Genomic DNA, 17,978 nt, shown 5'->3' with positions numbered 1-17,978 from the left:
AAAAATTGAAGCCGTATAGTCGAGCAAAATGACAGGGCGATGCTGTCTCTTTTCTGATTCATTTTTGCAACAAGGCCGGTTTGATCTGCTGTGGATCACGCTGATCTGGCTTGTCGGCGGGCACGAATGCAGTCATCCCGGAAGGGCATGGTGCGTTACCGGACTGCTGGCCTAGGCCGCCACGTCCGGTGAACATCGTTCCTCCCTTGACTGGGGCCGTCTTTGGGGGCGGCCCCTTTTTATTGCGCGATCATTCCGCGGCGGCCTGTTCGGGCGGCGCGGTGCCGGCAAGGGCGACCAGGTCGAGGCCGATCAGGGTGAGGATCAGCCGTTCCATCAGGGCCTTGATGGCGTCAAATCCGGCATGCTTTTCCAGCGTCACCTCATTCATGTAGAGGTGGCGGCTGATTTCGATCTGCAGGGCATGCACGCCGTGCTGTGGACGGCCATAGGCCCTGGTGCAGAAGCCGCCGGCATAGGGGCGGTTGCGCGCCACCTTGAGGCCGGCCGAGGTGAAGACGGTTTCGACCAGATCGACCAGTGGGCCGGCGCAGGTGGTGCCATAGCGATCGCCCAGGACGATGTCGGGCGTCGCCCTTTCGCCGTGGCGGCCGAGGCGCGGCATGGAGTGGCAGTCGATCAGCACGGCAAGGCCAAAGATGGCTACAGATTCCGACAGGAGTTTCTGCAGCGCCGCGTGATAGGGGTGGTAGATTCCCTCGATGCGCATGCGTGCATCGTCCAGTGTCAGGCGCTCGCGATAGATGGGCTTGTTCTCGGCCACGACCCGCGCCAGCGTCCCCAGGCCGGCCGCGACGCGGGGCGAGGTGGTGTTGAACCGGTCCGAAAGCGGCTCGATGAACATGGTGGGGTCGAGTTCCCACGGCTCCCGGTTCACGTCGAGATAGGCGCGCGGAAAATGGGCGCGCAGCAACGGGGCGCCGAGATGGGGCGCGCGGGCATAGAGCTCGTCGACAAAGGCGTCTTCGGACTGGCGGATCGAGAGATGATCGAGCCGGGCCATGGCCAGGAAACGCTCGGGATAGACGCGGCCGGAATGGGGCGAATTGAACACGACGGGCGCCACCGGGCGCCGTGGTCTTATGGTCTCGAATGCCGGTTGATCCCAATAATCGGACCGCACGCAGTTTCCCCCCAATTCGGCGCTTGAACGTGCGCCGCGATGTTTTGTTCCTCAAGGGCATCGATGCGGCATGCGAAGCAGTCCGAACCGGTGCAACAGTCTCGCGCGGCGCAGGAAAATTGTCCAGTTTGGTCGCAGAGTTGCGAACAGCGCGAAAAACCCGCACGAGACGTCCGTGAGGGTGTTGCTTCAGCGCCAAGGTGGCATAAACATCGGCCCACACCGACTCACTCGCGTAAACGGCCAAGGGGCTATGAGATGAAGCGAATCCTGCTCGCCGAAGACGACAACGACATGCGCCAGTTCCTGACGCGCGCGCTCAAGAACGCCGGCTATGAAGTCGTGTCCTTCGACAACGGGCTTTCCGCCTATGAACGGCTGCGCGAGGAACCCTTCTCGTTGCTGCTTTCTGATATCGTCATGCCCGAAATGGACGGGATCGAGCTGGCGCGCCGCGCCACCGAACTCGATCCCGACCTCAAGGTCATGTTCATCACCGGCTTTGCCGCCGTGGCGCTCAACCCCGACAGCGACGCGCCCAAGGATGCGTCGGTGCTCTCCAAGCCGTTCCACCTCAAGGACCTGGTCAACGAGGTCGAGCGCCTGCTGGCGGCCTGATTTTCCACAGGCCCGCGGGCCTGTGCGCGCGAGAATTCACAGCTTGCGGAAAGGCTCTTGACCCCTCAGGGGGTTTTATGGTCTATCCGCGCCACCGGAACGGCAATGCCAGTCCGGCCCGGAGAGATGGGCGTATAGCTCAGCGGGAGAGCACTACGTTGACATCGTAGGGGTCACAAGTTCGATCCTTGTTACGCCCACCATCTCTTTCCGGTTCGCTCGGGTCCTGACGACCAGGCGATTGGGAGTATAGCTCAGCGGGAGAGCATTCGCTTCACACGCGAAGGGTCACAAGTTCAATCCTTGTTACTCCCACCATCTACCCCGCCCGGCCCTGATGACGGGCTGCAAATCCCAAAACACTGCGCTTCCGGTGCTCACGTGCTCATGCACGCTGCGCTCCGGTTCTCGCGTTCCGCGATTTTCGCCACGTCCTGAGGGCCGCTCAGGGCAGATGGTGCCCAGAACTGCCTGTTCTGACTTGAAGCACCCGCTGCGCAGGTGGTGCCTAGCGTGACATCGCAGCCGCGCCCCGAGCGCCGTTCGCGGCAAATGGTGCCCAGAAAGCGTTTAGGGCAAAATTACCACATCGTTGCCTTTGCCCGCTCAGGCCAGGCTTTGTCGTAGCTTTCGCCGCCGACCTGGTTTTCGGTCATGGCGGCCAGGATCTGGCCGGGGGTGGGAAGCGTGGCGGGATCGACATGCTTTTCGGGGTTCCAGAGTTCGGAGCGGAGAATCGCCCGGGCGCACTGGAAATAAAGTTCATCGATCGCGAGCACGATGACCGAGCGCGGGGCCTTGTCCTCGACGGCGAAGCTTTCGAGCAGGGCCGGGTCGACGGAAAGATGGGCGCGGCCATTGACGCGCATCGTGGTGCCCGAACCGGGGATCAGGAACAGGAAGGCGCAGCGCGGATCGCGCACGATGTTGCGGAGGCTGTCGATGCGGTTATTGCCGCGCCGGTCGGGCATCATCAGCGTTCGGTCGTCATGGATGCGCACGAAGCCCGCTCTGTCGCCACGCGGCGAGCAATCCACGCCTTCCGGGCCGACGGTGGCGAGGGCGGCGAAGGGGCTGGCCTCGATCAGCTGCCGATAATGTGGGGTCATGGACCGGCTGACCTTGGTGGTCGAGGCGGCGACAGGCGCCGGCAGGTAGAGGGCTTCGAGTTCAGCGAGGGAGGTGATCTGATGCGGGCGGGCGGACATGAAACCTTGCGCGAAAGCGTGACGGAACGAAAATGGGTGTTTTGCTGTAACTATGCCTATATGTCAGCCGAATGAAGGATCGAATGCGACTTTCGCCCTAAGCGCCCGGTGGGGCGCGGCTTGTCGCCAAAATCCCGAGACCAGAAGGAGTTCTGCCCATGGACGGCCATGCCTTTCCCGTGACCCGCACCGATGCCGAGTGGCGCGCAAAACTGTCCGACGAGCAATATTACATCATGCGCCAGCATGGCACCGAGCGGCCCGGCTCCTGTGCGCTGCTGCATGAGGAGCGGCAGGGTACGTTTTCCTGCGCCGGCTGCGATACGCCACTTTTTGCCTCGACGCTGAAATTCGAAAGCGGCACCGGCTGGCCCAGCTTCAACGACCCGATCCCGGGCTCGGTGGAAACCACCACTGACCGTAGCCACGGCATGGTGCGCACGGAAGTCCATTGCGCCACCTGCGGGTCGCATCTGGGCCATGTGTTTCCGGACGGCCCACCGCCGACCGGACTGCGCTATTGCATCAATGGCGTGGCACTGAATTTCGTGCCCAACTAGCCGATCTTCCGGCCGGCACGGCCTGCAAAAGCCCGTTTTCTCCGCTTCCGGTCCTCACGTCCTTCAGTGCGCTGCGGTCCGGTTCTCGAAAACGGGCTTTTTCATGCGGACCAAAATCTCGACCAGTTGGTGCCCGCTCATGTTCAGTTGCCCTGGATGAAAGTCCGGGGCTTTTTTCTTTCCCCCCTCGGGGAGAAGGTGGTGCGTAGCGCCGGATGAGGGGAAGGCTTCAGCGAGAGTGGAGACTCCCCCCTCCCCCGTCTCGGGCTTCGCCCGATCCACCCTCTCCCCGAGGGGGAGAGGAATAGGAGGCTCCGCTCTTGCCCTAAGTCCCGCGCGGCTTGGCCCTGTTGGTGGCAGGCGCGGCGATGGGGTCGTCGGGCCAGGGGTGGCGAGGGTAGCGGCCTTTCAAATCCTTCTGCACATCCTTCCAGGAGCCCCGCCAGAAACCGGGCAGGTCGCGCGTCGTCTGGATGGGCCGGTGCGCCGGGGACAGAAGGACCAGCAGCAGCGGCAACCTTCCATTGGCCACCGACGGATGACGGTCGAGGCCGAACAGTTCCTGCACGCGAATTTCGAGGGCCGGGCCATTCTCTGCCGCATAGTCGATGGGCAGGTGGCTGCCCGAGGGCGCGTGGAAGTGGCTGGGCAGGAGTTTGTCGATCTCCTGCCGTTTCGCCCAGGGCAGGAGCGCATCGAGGGCATTGCCGAGGTGTCCGGCTGATAGAGCAGAGAGCCGGGTTTCGCCAATGATGTGGGGCACGAGCCAGGCAGGATCGGCGGCGAGGGCTGCGTCAGAGAGGTCGGGCCAGTCACCGCCCAGCGTCTGGTGGAGGAAGGTGGCGCGGGCGCGAATGGCCTTCTGGTCCTTGCTCCAGTTGAGGGTTTCGGGCCGCTTCAGCGCTACCTCGGCCAGAAGGCCTGCCGCCGCTTCGAAATCAGTGATGGGCGCTGTGTCGTCGGCAAGTCGTAGGGCATCGAGCCGGCGCTGGCGGCGCGCGCGGATGGAGCCGGTGGCGGTGTCGAAGCTCAGCGTGGTCTGGCTGGTGATGTGACCGGCGAAGAGGCTTTCGAGTTCGGCCGGGTCGAGCGCGGCGGCCGAGCGGATGCGTCCCTGGGTGGCGCTGCCGGTGAGGTCGGCGACGACGAGCAGCGGCGCGCCGGCCAGCGCATGGGTCTCGTCGAGCTGGGCCTGCCGGCCATTGGCGAGGCGGAAGCGGCCGCGCGGTCCGGCGGGTTGGGCGATACGATCAGGAAAGGCGCGGGCAAGGTGATGGCCCGGCGAAAGCGGCTCGGTGGAGGCGCCGCCTGCCAGTTTTGCCCAGCGACTGGCCATGGCGCGGGCATCCTCGGCGCGGCGGGAGCGGTCGGCGCCGAAGCGTTCGAGGCGGCGGGCGAGGTCGGTGTCATCGCCGCCAAGGCCCCGCTCGCCGATGAGCACCGCCAGTTCGGCGGCGGTGCGGCCGTCGCCATCTGCCGCGCCGGAAACGACCATATGGGCAAGGCGCGGATGCAGTGGCAGTTTTGCGAGGGCCTTGCCTGACGGCGTCAGCATGCCCGTCGCGTCGATGGCGTCGAGGCGGGAGAGCAGGGCCCTGGCCTCGCTCCAGGCGGGGGCCGGCGGGGCATCGAGGAAGCTGAGGGATTTTGGATCGGTGACACCCCAGGCCGCCAGATCGAGCAGCAGGCCCGACAGGTCAGCGGCCAGGATTTCCGGTGTTTCGAAGGCGTCGAGGGCGGAGGTCTGGCCCGCATTCCAGAGGCGAATGCAGACGCCCGGCGCGGTACGGCCGGCGCGGCCGCGGCGCTGGTCGGCCCCGGCGCGTGAGACACGGCGGGTGGCGAGCGTGGTCATGCCGGTGGCGGCTTCATAGACCGGGACGCGGCGGAATCCGCTGTCGACGACGATGCGCACGCCTTCGATGGTCAGCGAGGTCTCGGCAATGGAGGTGGCGAGTACGACCTTGCGACGGCCCGCGGGGGCGGGCTGGATGGCGCGATCCTGCTCGGCTGGCGTGAGCTGGCCATAGAGCGGGGCGAGATCGGTATTTTCGGGCAGGCGGCTGGCGAGCCGCTCGGCGACGCGGATGATCTCGCCCTGGCCGGGCAGGAAGACCAGGACAGAGCCCTCGTGCTCGCGCAGGGCTTTCAGTGTCGCCGCGGCGACCTGGTCTTCGAGGCGCTGCAGCGGATCGGGCTCGGCGTGAAGAGTTTCGACCGGGAAAGTGCGGCCGGGGCTGTCGATGACGGGTGCGTCGTCGAGCAGGGCCGCGACGGCGGCGCCATCGATGGTGGCGGACATGACCAGCAGCCGGAGGTCGGGGCGCAGGGCGCGGGCATCGAGCGTGAGGGCGAGGCCGAGATCGGCGTCGAGGCTGCGCTCATGGAATTCGTCGAAAATGACGGCGGCAATGCCCGTCAGTTCCGGATCGTCGAGCAGCATGCGCGTATAGACGCCCTCGGTGACGACCTCGATGCGGGTACGAGCGGAGACCTTGCTTTCCATGCGCACGCGATAGCCGACGGTCTGGCCGACCTCTTCGCCGAGCAGCCTGGCCATCTGCCGTGCGGCGGCGCGGGCGGCGAGGCGGCGCGGCTCGAGCAGGATGATGCGATTGTCGCCACGCCATTGTGCCTCAAGCAGTGCCAGGGGTGCGCGCGTCGTCTTGCCGGCGCCGGGCTGGGCGACGAGGACGGCCGACATGCCGGTTTCCAGAGCCGCCAGAAGCGCGGGCAAGGCGGCATCGATGGGCAGGGGCGGCAGGGACGTGGGCATGGATCTGGCGATAGCCGTGTTGGGCATGGGGGGCAAGGGGGGCTTGCCCACGCTTATGCTTTAGGGCTTGTTCACTGCCCGGCGTACTGGGGAGTTCTCCCGCGAAACGGAAGCGTTTACGGTGCGCGCAAAATGCGGCAGGTCCGCTTGGAGGAATGCATGCAACTGACCCGTATCGCCAATGACCAGATCACTGTCGATGTTGCGGCACTGGGCGCGGAAATGCAGTCAATCCAGACGCGGGATGGCCGGCACTGGCTCTGGCATGGCGACGCCGCCTATTGGACCGGGCGCTCGCCCATCCTCTTTCCCATCGTCGGCAAGGCGCCCAATGACAGTGTCAGCATTGGCGGCGAGCGCTTCCAGATGAGCCAGCACGGCTTTGCCCGGCGCAGCAATTTCGAGCTGGTGGTGGAGGAAAGCGACCGCTGCGTCTATCGCCTTGCCGCTTCGGAGGCGAGCCGGGCCATGTATCCGTTCGACTTCCAGCTCGATGTCGAGCATCGGGTCGAGGGGCGGGCCGTGGTGGTGACAGCTACGGTGACCAATCGTGATACGCGGGTCATGCCCTTCGGCATCGGCTTTCATCCGGCCTTTGCCTGGCCGCTGCCCGGGGTGGCAGGGCAGGCGCATAGTGTCGAGCTCGATGAGGGCGGCGCCCCGGCCATGCATCGCCTGTCCGGTGGACTGGTGAGTCCGGAGGCGAAGGCCTCGCCCTTTGTCGGGGGACGGATCGCACTCGACCATGGCCTGTTTGTCGAGGATGCGATGATCTTTCCAGAAGGGGCCGGTGCCGGCCTGCGCTATGGTCCCGACCAGGGCCCGAGCGTGCACTTCACCTGGGAAAACCTGCCCAATCTGGCGCTCTGGACCAAGCCGGGGGCCGGGTTCATCTGCCTCGAGCCCTGGCATGGCATGGCGGCCGAAGTGGGTGGTTCGGATGAATTGAGCGAGCGACCCTATTCGGAACTGCTGGGACCGGGTGCGGTCGCACAGTATTCGTTCAAGGCGGAATTGCGGGGGTAGGGCCGATCGCCGCCTGGAAACCAGCGGACCATACGTCACCCCACCCTCAGTCCCTCCCCATCAAGGGGAGGGAGGCGCAAGCCTCAGTCGCCGGTGTTCATCGTCTCCCTCCCCCCTGTGGGGAGGGATCAAGGGTGGGGGCTATTTGCAGCGGCTTACTCCGCCGCGCCGCGTTCGTCCTGCAGCGCATCCGGGCCATTGGGGTCGCCGGGGGCGGTTTCGACGCCGAGATCGGGGAAGGCGGCGATACGTGCCCCGCGAAAATCGGTGCGCAGCACAATGAGTCCGCGTTCTTCGAACCAGGTGAGCAACCGCCGGGCGCGGCTCGATGAATGGGTGCCGTAGAGACGCGCAATGGTGGCGTCGGAGGGGCAGGGGCCACCCACGAGCGCGGCCTGCGCAATGACCAGGAACACGCCCTGCACGTCGTCGGTGAGGGTTTCGGAAAGCGAGAGGGCCTGTTGCCAGCCATCGGAGGAGGCGGTTTCCGCGTCCGGCGCAACGCGGGCAACGGCGAGCATGCGCTTGAAGGCCGGCAGGGCGGGGGGCTCGCCGGGCACGCGGCGAATGCGGCAGCGCACAAGGAAATCCTGATATAGCTGCGCCGTGGTGCGGAAGCCGGCATCGGGATCGCTCATCAGCTCTTCCATGACCGCAGAAATCATGGCGTCGCGCTCGGCAGCATCGATTTCGGGGAAGAGCGAGACCGGCGCCTCGGGCGCCTCGGCACGGGCCCTGGCGCGGGCCTCGGCGACCTGGGCCAGGAGTTCATTGGTCGAGGGCGGCGGTGGCGGCGGCGGGCGGCGCACGATGGGGCGGGCCAGCTCTTCGGGGTCCTGGGTGAAAATCAGGTCGGCGGCATCCACCGGGGCCTCGGGCAGCGGGGTCAGTTTGGGGCTGGTGGAGCGGGCCGAGGTTTCGACCGGACCGATGGTGACCGGCAGCGGGCGGCGCGAAATGGCCGGCCCGAGGGCGACAAAATGGCCGCGCGCGAGATCGCGGAACTGCTCGGCCTGGCGACGGTCCATGCCCAGGAGATCGGCGGCGCGGGCCATGTCGATGTCGAGAAATGTCCGGCCCATCAGGAAGTTGGAAGCCTCGGCCGCGACATTCTTGGCGAGCTTGGCGAGGCGCTGGGTGGCGATGACACCGGCAAGGCCGCGCTTGCGGCCGCGGCACATCAGGTTGGTCATCGCGCCGAGCGATAATTTGCGCGCTTCGTCAGATACTTCGCCCGCGACGGCGGGGGCGAAGAGCTGGGCTTCGTCGACCACGACGAGCACGGGATACCAGTAGTCGCGGTCGGCATCGAACATGCCGCCGAGGAAGGCGGCGGCGGCGCGCATCTGCTGCTCGACGTCGAGCCCTTCGAGATTGAGGACGACGGAGACGCGATGCTGGCGGACGCGGGCGGCGATACGGGTCAACTCGGCTTCGGTACGGGTGGCGTCGACGACCAGATGGCCGAACTTGTCGGCCAGGGTGACGAAATCGCCCTCCGGATCAATCACGCATTGCTGCACCCAGGGGGCGGACTGCTCGAGCAGGCGCCGCAGCAGGTGCGACTTGCCGGACCCGGAATTGCCCTGCACCAGCAAGCGGGTTGCGAGCAGTTCTTCGAGATCCATATGGGCGGCGCCGTCACTGCGGCTTTGTCCCATGTCGATGGCGACCTGCACTCGTCTCTCCGGCTGGATGCGCCCGTTTCCAGCGGAAGGCTGACGCACGGCTACAATTTGCTAACCGACTGTTAGCACGGAGCACCGCCGATTCGGAAAGCCGCAGCGTCGAATGTGAAGGGCCTGTGGATGGTCCCTCAAGAGAGGGGTGGCTTCCTGGCAATGATGAAGACCGCCGCCTCGGGATTGGGCTGCCAGTCCTGTTCGATGACGAAGCCGGCCTGGGTGAGGGTCTGGCGCAGTTCCTCGTGGCTCATGATGTTGAGTTGCGGCAGCTTGCCCAACGCCTTGCCGATGGGGGCGAGGAAGCCCATCCACTTCATCTTGTCCCCCAGGCACGCCGTGCTCGAAACGAAGCGCCCTCCGGGCTTCAGGATGTCGAAGACGCGGGCGACCACGGCGTCGCGATCCTTCATCAGATGCAGGATGGAGAGGCCGAGCACCATGTCGTAGCGGCCCGCGGGAATGGCCATGGTGTTGATGTCGCCCTGTTCGAAGCTGACATTGTCGACGCCGGCGGCCTGGGCCTTGGCGCGGGCCTTGTCCAGCATACCGGTGGAAAAGTCGACGGCATGGACGGAACGGACATGGGGCGCATGGGTGATGGCGGTGCCGCCGGTGCCGCAGCCGAACTCGAAAATGTCCATGTCAGGGGTGAAATGGGCCTGGGTGCGCGCCAGTTTGGAGCGATAGGCTGCCTCGTCGGCAATGGGCTGGGCCGCGTATTTGTCGGCCAGCCGGTCCCAGAAGGCGCTTGTTGCGGCCATGGCGAAATCTCCGTTCCCATCTGCCGGGAGAATAAACCGCGCGCGACCAGAACGAAATTGAAGAAAATGGCAGTTTCATTATGCTTAAACGCATAAGGGGGACGCCGATGCTGCCGGACTGGAACCAATTGCGGGCGCTGCTGACGACGGTCGAGACCGGGTCGCTGTCGGCCGCCGCCAAGCGGCTGGGGCTGACCCAGCCGACATTGGGGCGACAGGTGGCGGCGCTGGAGGAGGCGCTGGGCGTTGCCATATTCGAGCGGGTGGGGCGGCGGCTGGTGCTGACCGAGGCGGGTCGCCAATTGGTGGGCCATCTCAGAGTCATGGGGGAAGCGGCCGAGCGGGTGGCGATGACCGCGACCGGGCAGTCGCAGGCCGTGGAAGGGGTTGTGCGGATCACGGCCGCCGACATCTATGCCGGCCATGTGCTGCCGCCGCTCTTCGAGCGCGTCCGGCGGGAGGCCCCGGCCATCTCTATGGAAGTTCTGGCCACCGGGTCGATCAGCGACCTGTTGCGCCGCGAGGCCGACATTGCCATCCGCCATGTGCGGCCCGAACAGGACGGGCTGATCGCACGGCGCTGCAAGGACACGCAGGCCTTTATCTATGGTACGCCTGAATTGCTGGCGCGGATGGGTCATCCAAGGACCGGCGAAGACCTGGCGCGGGGCGATTTTGTCGGTGCCCTGAACGGCAATGACGATTTCATCGCCACGGCCCGGGCGCGCGGCGTGCCGCTGAGCGAGAACAATTTTCGTCTCATGACCCAGAGCGGCATGACCGGCTGGGAATGGGTGCGCAGGGGGCTGGCGCTGGGCGGCATGGTCGAGGCGGTCGCGGCGCTGACGCCGGAAGTGGTGGTCGCCGTCCCCGAGATCGAGGCGATCCCGGTACCGGTCTGGATCGTGACGCATCGGGAATTGCATACCAGCCGGCGGATCAGGCTGGTGTTTGACATGCTGGTGGAGATGTTTTCGTAGTTTTCCTGACCTTGTCCGCCGCCGTCACCCCACCCTCGGTCCCTCCCCCTCAAGGGGAGGGAGGCGCAGGAGGCGTGAGCGTGGTGGAGAAGGCGGGCGGCCCTCGGGTCAGGCCCGAGGGCGGTGCGGTGGTTGCTGTGGGCGGGTGCTTTAGAGATCCCGCAGCAGCAGGGCCGGCCGGGTCGAGACGGCGCGCCAGATGGTCATGGCCCCGAGCGTGGCGGTGATGCCTGTCGCGACCAGCAGCACGACAAGGATGATGTCGAGATCGACGGTGAACTCCACTGCCAGCATCAGGCCGCTGACCACCCGGCCGAGCGTCAGGCCCAGGATCAGGGCCGGGATGGCGGCGAGCAGCGCCAGCAGCAGATATTGCAGGCCCGCCGTGGCGATGAGGTCGAGACGGGTGGCGCCAAGGACCTTGGTGATCACAGCGTCGGCTTCGCGCTGGCGACGGCCGGTGGCGAGCGAACCGATGAGGACGAGGAGCCCATTGCCAACAGCGAGGCCGCCGACCAGGCTTGCCGCGAAGGAGAGCTGGCCCAGCGCGTCTGTCACCTGCTTCAGCGTATCGCCCACCGAGATGAAGCGGATGTCGGGGAGTTCGCTGGCGAGGAACCGAGCCAGGGCCTCTTCCTGCCCCGGCTGGGCGGTGACGGCGGCAAAGAGCGTCGTGGGGTAATTGTCGATGACGCCAGGGGAGAAGGTTGCAAGGAAGTCGATGCCGCCCTGCCAGGAATAGTCACGGAAACTGGCAATGGTGACGGTGACCGGTTCGCCGAAGATCGAGAACGTCAGCGTGTCGCCCAGATCGACCCCAAGCCCGTTCCTGAGGCTCTGATGGAGGCTGACAAGGCCCGGGCCGGAATGGTCCTCCGGCCACCACTCGCCTGCGGTGACGCGCGAGGTGGCGGGCAGGCGGCTGCGATGGGTGAGCGGCACTTCGCCGGCGAGAAGGAAGGTGGCTTCGGGGCCGCGGGTTGCCAGTTCGGCGGCCGGGGTGCCGTTCACATCGACAAGCGCGCCGCGCAGCATCGGGGTGGAGACAAAACGGGCAAAGCCATTGCCCTCTGCCGCGAGGGTTTCGAGGTGCTCGACCTCGTCGGGGAAGAGGTCGGAACCGACCAGAGTCGGCGCATCAAAGGCAGAGGCGCCGAAAAATTCCTGCTGCAGATTGGCCTGCATGACGAGGACGATGATCAGCATGGTGAGAGCCATGCCGGCCGAGACCGCGACGGTGGCTGCATTCTGGCCGGCGCCGGCAATGTTGTGGATGGCATGGCGCCAGATGCGCGGGCCGGCTTCCGGCAGGCGCTTGAGGCCGGCCTGGGCCAGCCGGATGAACAGCTGGAACAGGATGGCGCCCAGAGCGCTGGCGAGGCCGAAGGCGGCGACCAAGGCAGCATCGCCCGTCATCAGCCAGGCGAGCAGGAAAAAGGCGATGATGGCGCCGATCAGCGGCAGAACCTGCCAGGACAGCAGCAGCGCGCGCCAATCGACCGGCGGCGCATCGAGGCCTTTTGAGCGGAACAGCAGGACCGGTCTTATGGTCTGGGCCTGCTGCAGGGGCAGATAGGCGAAGGCGAAGGCGGTGACGAGACCGGTGCCGGCGGCAACCGCCAGCGGCTGGACATGGACGGCCGGGGCGAGCGGGATGCCCACGGCAGCGCCGATGAAGGGCAGGATCAGCCAGGCCACACTGGCGCCGATGACGAGGCCGATGGCAACGCCCACCAGAGCCAGGGCCGCCACCTGGGCCAGGAAATGGATGAAGACACGGGAGCGGGTGGCGCCGATGGAGCGCAATACGGCGATGACACCGGAACGCTCGGCAATATAGGCGCGCATGCCGGTCCAGACGGAAACGCCGCCGATCAGCAGCGAGCCGAGGCCGACAATGACCAGAAAGCGCATGAAGAGATCGTAGTAGCGCACCATCTGGCCGAGGCCATCGCGGGCGGTACGGATGGTCCAGCCCCGGCCTTCCAGGGCCGAAACGACAGCATCAAGGCCGGCATCGAGGTTGCGGTCATCAAGGACGAGCTTGTAGCGATACCAGGTGCCGAGGCCAGGCAGAGGCGAGGTGCGGTCGCTGACGACGCCGAAACCGTCGCTGGAAATCAGCGTCGGCATGCCGAGGCGGAAGCCGCGCACCGGGCCATCGGGCAAATTGACCAGCGTGCCGCGCACCACGAATTCGGTGCCGCCAAGGCCAAAACTGTCGCCCACCGCTATGCCGAGCTGGTCGAGCATGATGCCATCGATGAGGGCGCCGTGGCGCTCCTGGGCATCGGGGGCGAGCAGGGTTGCGAGGTCGGTATCGCCCGTCAGCTGCGGGCTGCGCACAGTGCCCAAGAGCGGGTAGCCGGGCCCGACGGCGCTGACATCGGCAAAGGCCTCGCTCTCGAAGGTTTCGGCGCGCAGATTGGTATCGACGACGGAGGCGAGCCGGCCCAGCTGCTCGAGCGCGGCAAGTTCGTCCGGCGTGGCGAGGCGGTCGGCGCGGGAGATTTCGATGTCACCGCCCATGATCTCGGCGGCGCCCACTTCGATGGCGCGGGTAATGCTGGTGCCGACCGAATTGACCCCCGCGATGAGCGCGGTGCCGACGGCCAGACAGATGACCAGCAGGAGGAAGCGCCGGAGATCGCCACGCATATCGAGAAGGCCGATGCGGATGGACGGCCAGAGGGTGCGCATCACAGCGTCACCGGAGCCGCTTTGGCGGTGGTTTCAGTGAGCTGCCCCTGGGTCATGGTGAAGACCCGGTCGGCGCGAGCGGCCAGGGCCGGGTCGTGCGTGATCATCACCACGGCAGTCCTGTTGCGGCGGGCCAGGTCGAACATCAGGTCGACGACCACGGCACCGGTCTTCTGGTCGAGATTGCCGGTGGGCTCGTCGGCAAGCAGCAGCGGCAGGTTGGCGACGGTGGCGCGGGCGAGACCGACACGCTGCTGCTCGCCGCCGGACAGGGCGGTGGGGCGATGATCGAGGCGATCGCCAAGGCCAACGGCGGCGAGGGCCGCGGCGGCCTTTTCGCGCACTTCGGCCATGGAGAGCTGGGGTTCGGCGATTTCAAGCGCCAGGCCCACATTGTCGAGGGCGGTCAGCGAGGGAATGAGGTGAAAGGACTGGAAGACGATGCCCAGTGTGTGGCGGCGGAAACGGGCCAGCTCGTCCTCGTTCATGGCCGAAAGATCGCTGTCATTGACGGTGACCGTGCCGCCGGTGGCCTTTTCGAGGCCGGCGAGAAGCATCAGCAGCGAGGTTTTGCCGCTGCCCGAGGGACCGACAATGGCGACCACTTCCGACGGGGCGACCGAGAGGGAAACCTTGCGCAGGATGTGCAGCGGGCGCCCGGCAATCTCCACGCTGTAATCCACGTTGCGTGCATCGATGATCGGTCCTGATGTCATGACCGGAAGTCCCCCTCATGGCCCCAGGGAGCCTGCACCGTGCCGGTGATGCTCCTGGGACTTTTCTTGTCGCATTTCCGGACCACAAAACCGTTACCACTTTTCTTGGAAACGCTCTTGCGGGCAAACTTGCGTCCCCACGCGAAGTTTTTACTCGATAGTGGGTGATTGATTCGTAACAATGCCGTCAATTGCCGCGTGTTTTTACTGGTGCGGTGCAGAGCTTGCTGGCAGATTTGCGCCTGGCGCGATTTGAGGGGAAAAACGTGACGAATTGGCTGCGGGCGGCAATGGTCGCACTCACGGTTCTGGTGTCGGCGGCCGCGCCGTCCATGGCGCAGAGCGAACTCGATCTTCTCAAGTCCTATATCGGCAATTGGCAGGGCGCAGGGGCTCTGGTCGGCGGCGACCAGCCCGAACCCTTCCGCTGCCGCCTCGGCGTTTCCGAGGGGAACCTGGGCAAGATCAACTATACCGGGCGCTGTACGCTGGTAAACGCGACGCTCTCGATCAGCGGCACTATCGCCTATAGCGACGCCAACCGGCAGTTCGAGGCAGCGATGAGTTCCAATGCCGGCTATACGGGCCTGGCCGTCGGCCGCCAGTCGGGCGGTACGATCAGCTTCGATCTGCGCGAGCAGCAGAAGGATCGCGCCGGCAGCGACGTGCGCATCGGCGCCCGCATCGTGCTGGTGGGCAATAACAGCATCACCGTCGATTTCGAGGTCGAGTTCAACAATTCGGGCGAAGTGCTGACGGCCAGCGTGCCGTTCGCCCGGTAGAGCCCGGCACGGTGTCGATGCACAAGGGGTCATGCCTTTGCGGCGCCGTGTCGTTCACGGTGGACGGTCCGCTGCCCCCGGGCTACCGCCTGCCATTGCCGCATGTGCCGCAAGACCACCGGCAATTACGAAGCCGGGGTGGATGTCGACAAAGCCGCCGTGGCGATTTCGGGCGAGGAAAACATCACCTGGTTCCGCTCGTCGGAAAAGGCGCGCCGCGGCTTCTGCGCGACCTGCGGGTCTCCGCTGTTCTTCGATTTCATCGGTGGCGACTGGATCGGGATCAACCTCGGCGCCTTCGACGGGCCGACGGGGGTCAAGGTTTCCGAGCATATCTATGTGGCCGACAAGGGCGATTATTACGACCTGCTGGATGGCGCGCCGCAGCACCAGACTGTGCCGGGGCAGTAGGGGCAAACCAGTCCGACCTCACCTGGGCGTGGCATAAGGCACGACGCCGTCCCCGGGCTCGACCCGAGGACCACTCCTAACGTGCGCCGAGATTCCGTTTGCTTTGAGGCAGGCCCTCGGTTCGAGCCCGGGTGCGGTGGGTGTTGGCGGAATATGCTGGAACGATGCATGTCCAGATACCCCCACCCGAGCGCCGCTGGGCTCCTTTGTCGCCAAGCTTTGCTTGCCCTCCCCACAAGGGGGAGGGAGATGACAAACGGAGGTACTGCTGAAGGCACCCCCTCGCGACCTTCGCTAAGCCTTGATGCTAAGCTCCGGTACCCTCCCCTCTGAGGGGGAGGGTGACGTCTGCGATTGTTGCTAGAGCTTCACCAATGTCTTCACATCCACCGGCAGGCCGGTGGCAAAGCTCTTGTTGGCGGCGATGCCGGTGAGGATGGAGAGGGCGCCGTCGCGGTGGTTGGCGCCATAGCCGGGGCGCGGGGTGGCATTGCCGAAGATTTCCTCGAGCATGATCTTGTCCCCACCGCCATGGCCCCCTTCGCCATGCTTTACGGGAACGACGCGCGGTTCGCCGTGGAGCGGGAAGTGATAGAGTTTCACGCCCTTGGCGGCGCCTTCGGTTTCGGAACCGGCGCCGGCATTGATATAGGAATTTTCGTGCACGGTGAGTTCGAGACGGCCGCCGGTGCCGTTGATGGCGACGTTGAAGCCTTCCCAGGGCGCGTAGGCATAGAGGGAATAGGTCATCACCGCCTTGTTGGAATAGCGCACGATGACATTCATCGTGTCCTCGATGGAAATGCCATCGCCGAAGACGTTCTGGTCGCGCTGGTAGCCGTCTTCCTTTTCGGCGTCCCAGTAGAGCCCCTTCTGCACCGGGTTGGCGGTCAAATCGATGGCGAATTTGTCGCCCTTGGCGGCCTCGACGCCGGTGGTGCGCGTATAGGGCGTATAGACGCCACGCTCCTCGGCATTGGCGCGGCCATAGAATTTGAGGTCGCCCATGCCGAAGACGGTGTCGGGCTGGGCACCGAGCCAGAAATTGACCAGATCGAAATGATGGGTCGACTTGTGGACCATGAGGCCCCCCGAATTGCGCTTGTCGCGGTGCCAGCGGCGGAAATAGTCGGCGCCGTGGCGGGTATCGAGCAGCCATTCGAAATGCACCGAGGTGACCTTGCCGATGGCGCCTTCGGCAATCAGCTCGCGCAGCATGGAATTGTGCGGCGCATAGCGATAGTTGAAGGTCACGCGGACTTGCTTGCCCGTGCGCTCGACGGTGTCGAGAATGGCCTGGCACTTTTCCGGATCGGTGGTCATCGGCTTTTCGGTGATGACGTCGCAGCCGGCTTCGAGCGCGGCGATGATGTAAGTGTGATGGGTGCGATCGATCGAGGTGACGATGACGGTGTCGGGCTTCTGCTCTGAAATCATCGTCCCGAAGTCGGCGGCCTTGTAGGTCGGCACGGGTTTGCCGCCCAGTTCGGTCTCGATCACCTTGTTGGTAAAATCCATGCGCACCTGATTGGTGTCGCACAGCGCCACCAGCCGGGACTGTTCGCGATGCGGCCCCAGGATCGCCTCGTAGAACATGCGTGCGCGTCCACCGGTGCCCACAAGCGCGTAGGTCTTGGCCATTCCGTCAGTCTCCCAGTCTCGAACAAATCAGGGCGCTCCCTCCTCCGGGCGGCGCGCGGAAGTGATCTACCATACAAGATTGCGGAGTTGTATAGTTTCTTTGTACAATTCTGCGCGGGGCGGCGCGGCAACGGGTGTCGCGCCTCCCGGAATCCGGGGATTGGGGCCAGAAAGCTGTGGAAGACGCAAAACGACACGATCAGTTGAGCGGCCATTCATCCCATGGTCCGGTGATGGAATCACACCGGATCGGAGCCAAGGTGGGCGAGGCGCTTGAAGGGACCATTGCGTTTCGCGTCGTCGTGGCGCTGCGCGACGATATTGTCAGCATGGTGCTCAAACCCGGCGACGTGATCTCGGAAAGCGATATTGCCGGGCGCTACGGCGTGTCGCGCCAGCCGGTGCGCGAGGCCTTCATCCGCCTCGCCCAGCAGGGACTGCTGCTGATCCGTCCCAAGCGCGCCACCGTGGTCAAGAAGATCTCGCCCGATGGGGTGCGGCAGAGCCGGTTCATCCGCGAAAGCATCGAGGTGGAGATCATCCGCCGAGTCGCCAGCAATCCCGGCCCGCATGTCAAAGAGACGCTGGCCAAGCTGATCGCCGACCAGGAGGCAGCCTCGGCCGCCAATGACAGCCGGCGCTTTCATCGCCAGGACGAGCTCTTTCACCGCACGCTCGCGCGGCTGGCGGGGGTGGAATATGCCTGGCAACTGATCGACGATCACAAGATGCAGCTCGACCGGGTGCGTTACCTGACGCTGGGCGTGTCCTCGACCCAGCGGGCCATTGCCGAGCACAAGCTCATCGCCGAGGCGGTGATCAAGGGCGACGTCGCAGGCGCGGAAGCGGCCATGCGCGCGCATCTGGGGCGTGCAGAGGTTCTGCTCAACCAGACGATCGAGGATTTTCCTGATTATTTCGAGTGAGTTCGGCCGCCTTGGCGGTGGAACCGGCGGGCCTGCGCCCAGTT

At 65.4% G+C, this 17,978-nt stretch carries 15 protein-coding genes and 2 tRNA genes; 9 read left to right on the top strand and 8 right to left on the bottom strand.

What is annotated here, in order from left to right; translation table 11 throughout:
- Nucleotides 1-250: 250 nt before the first annotated feature.
- Nucleotides 251-1,075 carry an N-formylglutamate amidohydrolase gene (locus tag MQW79_RS10745; protein ID WP_476584478.1) on the bottom strand — a complete coding sequence of 275 codons (825 nt, stop codon included), beginning with the start codon at nucleotides 1,073-1,075 and terminating at the stop codon, nucleotides 251-253.
- 327 nt (nucleotides 1,076-1,402) lie between these two features.
- Between MQW79_RS10745 and cpdR the strand changes: the two genes are divergently transcribed.
- The 3 genes from cpdR to MQW79_RS10730 all read left to right on the top strand — a co-directional run bounded on the left by cpdR (nucleotide 1,403) and on the right by MQW79_RS10730 (nucleotide 2,080).
- Nucleotides 1,403-1,762 carry a cell cycle two-component system response regulator CpdR gene (gene cpdR / locus MQW79_RS10740; protein ID WP_046105558.1) on the top strand — a complete coding sequence of 120 codons (360 nt, stop codon included), beginning with the start codon at nucleotides 1,403-1,405 and terminating at the stop codon, nucleotides 1,760-1,762.
- A 128-nt stretch (nucleotides 1,763-1,890) separates the two neighbouring features.
- A tRNA-Val gene (locus tag MQW79_RS10735) sits at nucleotides 1,891-1,965 on the top strand.
- Between the two features lie 40 nt (nucleotides 1,966-2,005).
- A tRNA-Val gene (locus MQW79_RS10730) sits at nucleotides 2,006-2,080 on the top strand.
- A gap of 263 nt (nucleotides 2,081-2,343) precedes the next feature.
- Here MQW79_RS10730 and MQW79_RS10725 read toward each other — a convergent pair.
- A complete protein-coding gene (locus MQW79_RS10725) occupies nucleotides 2,344-2,970 on the bottom strand; it encodes a pyridoxamine 5'-phosphate oxidase family protein (protein WP_476584477.1) in 627 nt (208 codons plus the stop codon).
- A gap of 158 nt (nucleotides 2,971-3,128) precedes the next feature.
- Here MQW79_RS10725 and msrB point away from each other — a divergent pair, with 158 nt between their 5' ends.
- Nucleotides 3,129-3,530, top strand: a complete 402-nt coding sequence (gene msrB, locus MQW79_RS10720; RefSeq protein WP_476584476.1) for a peptide-methionine (R)-S-oxide reductase MsrB — start codon at nucleotides 3,129-3,131, stop codon at nucleotides 3,528-3,530.
- A 325-nt stretch (nucleotides 3,531-3,855) separates the two neighbouring features.
- On the opposite strand, the gene hrpB is transcribed toward msrB, so the two are convergent.
- Nucleotides 3,856-6,306, bottom strand: a complete 2,451-nt coding sequence (gene hrpB / locus MQW79_RS10715; protein WP_476584475.1) for an ATP-dependent helicase HrpB — start codon at nucleotides 6,304-6,306, stop codon at nucleotides 3,856-3,858.
- Between the two features lie 159 nt (nucleotides 6,307-6,465).
- Between hrpB and MQW79_RS10710 the strand changes: the two genes are divergently transcribed.
- Complete coding sequence (locus MQW79_RS10710; protein WP_476584474.1) at nucleotides 6,466-7,332, top strand: aldose 1-epimerase family protein; 867 nt, start codon at nucleotides 6,466-6,468, stop codon at nucleotides 7,330-7,332.
- Between the two features lie 155 nt (nucleotides 7,333-7,487).
- Here MQW79_RS10710 and MQW79_RS10705 read toward each other — a convergent pair whose 3' ends face one another.
- Nucleotides 7,488-9,011 carry a helicase HerA domain-containing protein gene (locus tag MQW79_RS10705; protein WP_476584473.1) on the bottom strand — a complete coding sequence of 508 codons (1,524 nt, stop codon included), beginning with the start codon at nucleotides 9,009-9,011 and terminating at the stop codon, nucleotides 7,488-7,490.
- A gap of 137 nt (nucleotides 9,012-9,148) precedes the next feature.
- Nucleotides 9,149-9,778, bottom strand: a complete 630-nt coding sequence (locus tag MQW79_RS10700; RefSeq protein ID WP_476584472.1) for a class I SAM-dependent methyltransferase — start codon at nucleotides 9,776-9,778, stop codon at nucleotides 9,149-9,151.
- Nucleotides 9,779-9,885: 107 nt separating this feature from the next.
- On the opposite strand from MQW79_RS10700, the gene MQW79_RS10695 reads away from it, so the two are divergent.
- Nucleotides 9,886-10,758, top strand: coding sequence for a LysR family transcriptional regulator (locus MQW79_RS10695; RefSeq protein ID WP_476584471.1), 873 nt, complete (start codon nucleotides 9,886-9,888; stop codon nucleotides 10,756-10,758).
- A 150-nt stretch (nucleotides 10,759-10,908) separates the two neighbouring features.
- Here the strand turns inward: MQW79_RS10695 and MQW79_RS10690 are convergent, their stop codons facing one another.
- Together MQW79_RS10690 and MQW79_RS10685 are read right to left on the bottom strand one after the other, a co-directional pair.
- Nucleotides 10,909-13,458 carry an ABC transporter permease gene (locus tag MQW79_RS10690; RefSeq protein ID WP_476584470.1) on the bottom strand — a complete coding sequence of 850 codons (2,550 nt, stop codon included), beginning with the start codon at nucleotides 13,456-13,458 and terminating at the stop codon, nucleotides 10,909-10,911.
- Nucleotides 13,458-14,174, bottom strand: a complete 717-nt coding sequence (locus tag MQW79_RS10685) for an ABC transporter ATP-binding protein (protein ID WP_476584469.1) — start codon at nucleotides 14,172-14,174, stop codon at nucleotides 13,458-13,460. Before MQW79_RS10685 ends, MQW79_RS10690 begins: the two co-directional genes overlap by 1 nt.
- 266 nt (nucleotides 14,175-14,440) lie before the next feature.
- Between MQW79_RS10685 and MQW79_RS10680 the strand changes: the two genes are divergently transcribed.
- The gene (locus MQW79_RS10680) at nucleotides 14,441-14,956 is read left to right on the top strand and encodes a hypothetical protein (protein ID WP_476584468.1); all 516 of its coding nucleotides are present in this window, start codon (nucleotides 14,441-14,443) and stop codon (nucleotides 14,954-14,956) included.
- A gap of 102 nt (nucleotides 14,957-15,058) precedes the next feature.
- The gene (locus MQW79_RS10675; protein ID WP_476584467.1) at nucleotides 15,059-15,367 is read left to right on the top strand and encodes a GFA family protein; all 309 of its coding nucleotides are present in this window, start codon (nucleotides 15,059-15,061) and stop codon (nucleotides 15,365-15,367) included.
- Nucleotides 15,368-15,727: 360 nt separating this feature from the next.
- Here MQW79_RS10675 and MQW79_RS10670 read toward each other — a convergent pair whose 3' ends face one another.
- The gene (locus MQW79_RS10670) at nucleotides 15,728-17,008 is read right to left on the bottom strand and encodes a Gfo/Idh/MocA family protein (RefSeq protein ID WP_476584466.1); all 1,281 of its coding nucleotides are present in this window, start codon (nucleotides 17,006-17,008) and stop codon (nucleotides 15,728-15,730) included.
- Between the two features lie 233 nt (nucleotides 17,009-17,241).
- On the opposite strand from MQW79_RS10670, the gene MQW79_RS10665 reads away from it, so the two are divergent.
- Complete coding sequence (locus MQW79_RS10665) at nucleotides 17,242-17,934, top strand: GntR family transcriptional regulator (RefSeq protein WP_476584465.1); 693 nt, start codon at nucleotides 17,242-17,244, stop codon at nucleotides 17,932-17,934.
- Nucleotides 17,935-17,978 lie beyond the last annotated feature (44 nt).

This window comes from Devosia sp. Micro-HW1, assembly GCF_056341075.1.
The sequence above is the reverse complement of the archived record's forward strand: the minus strand, read 5'-3'. Positions and strand labels throughout refer to the sequence as shown.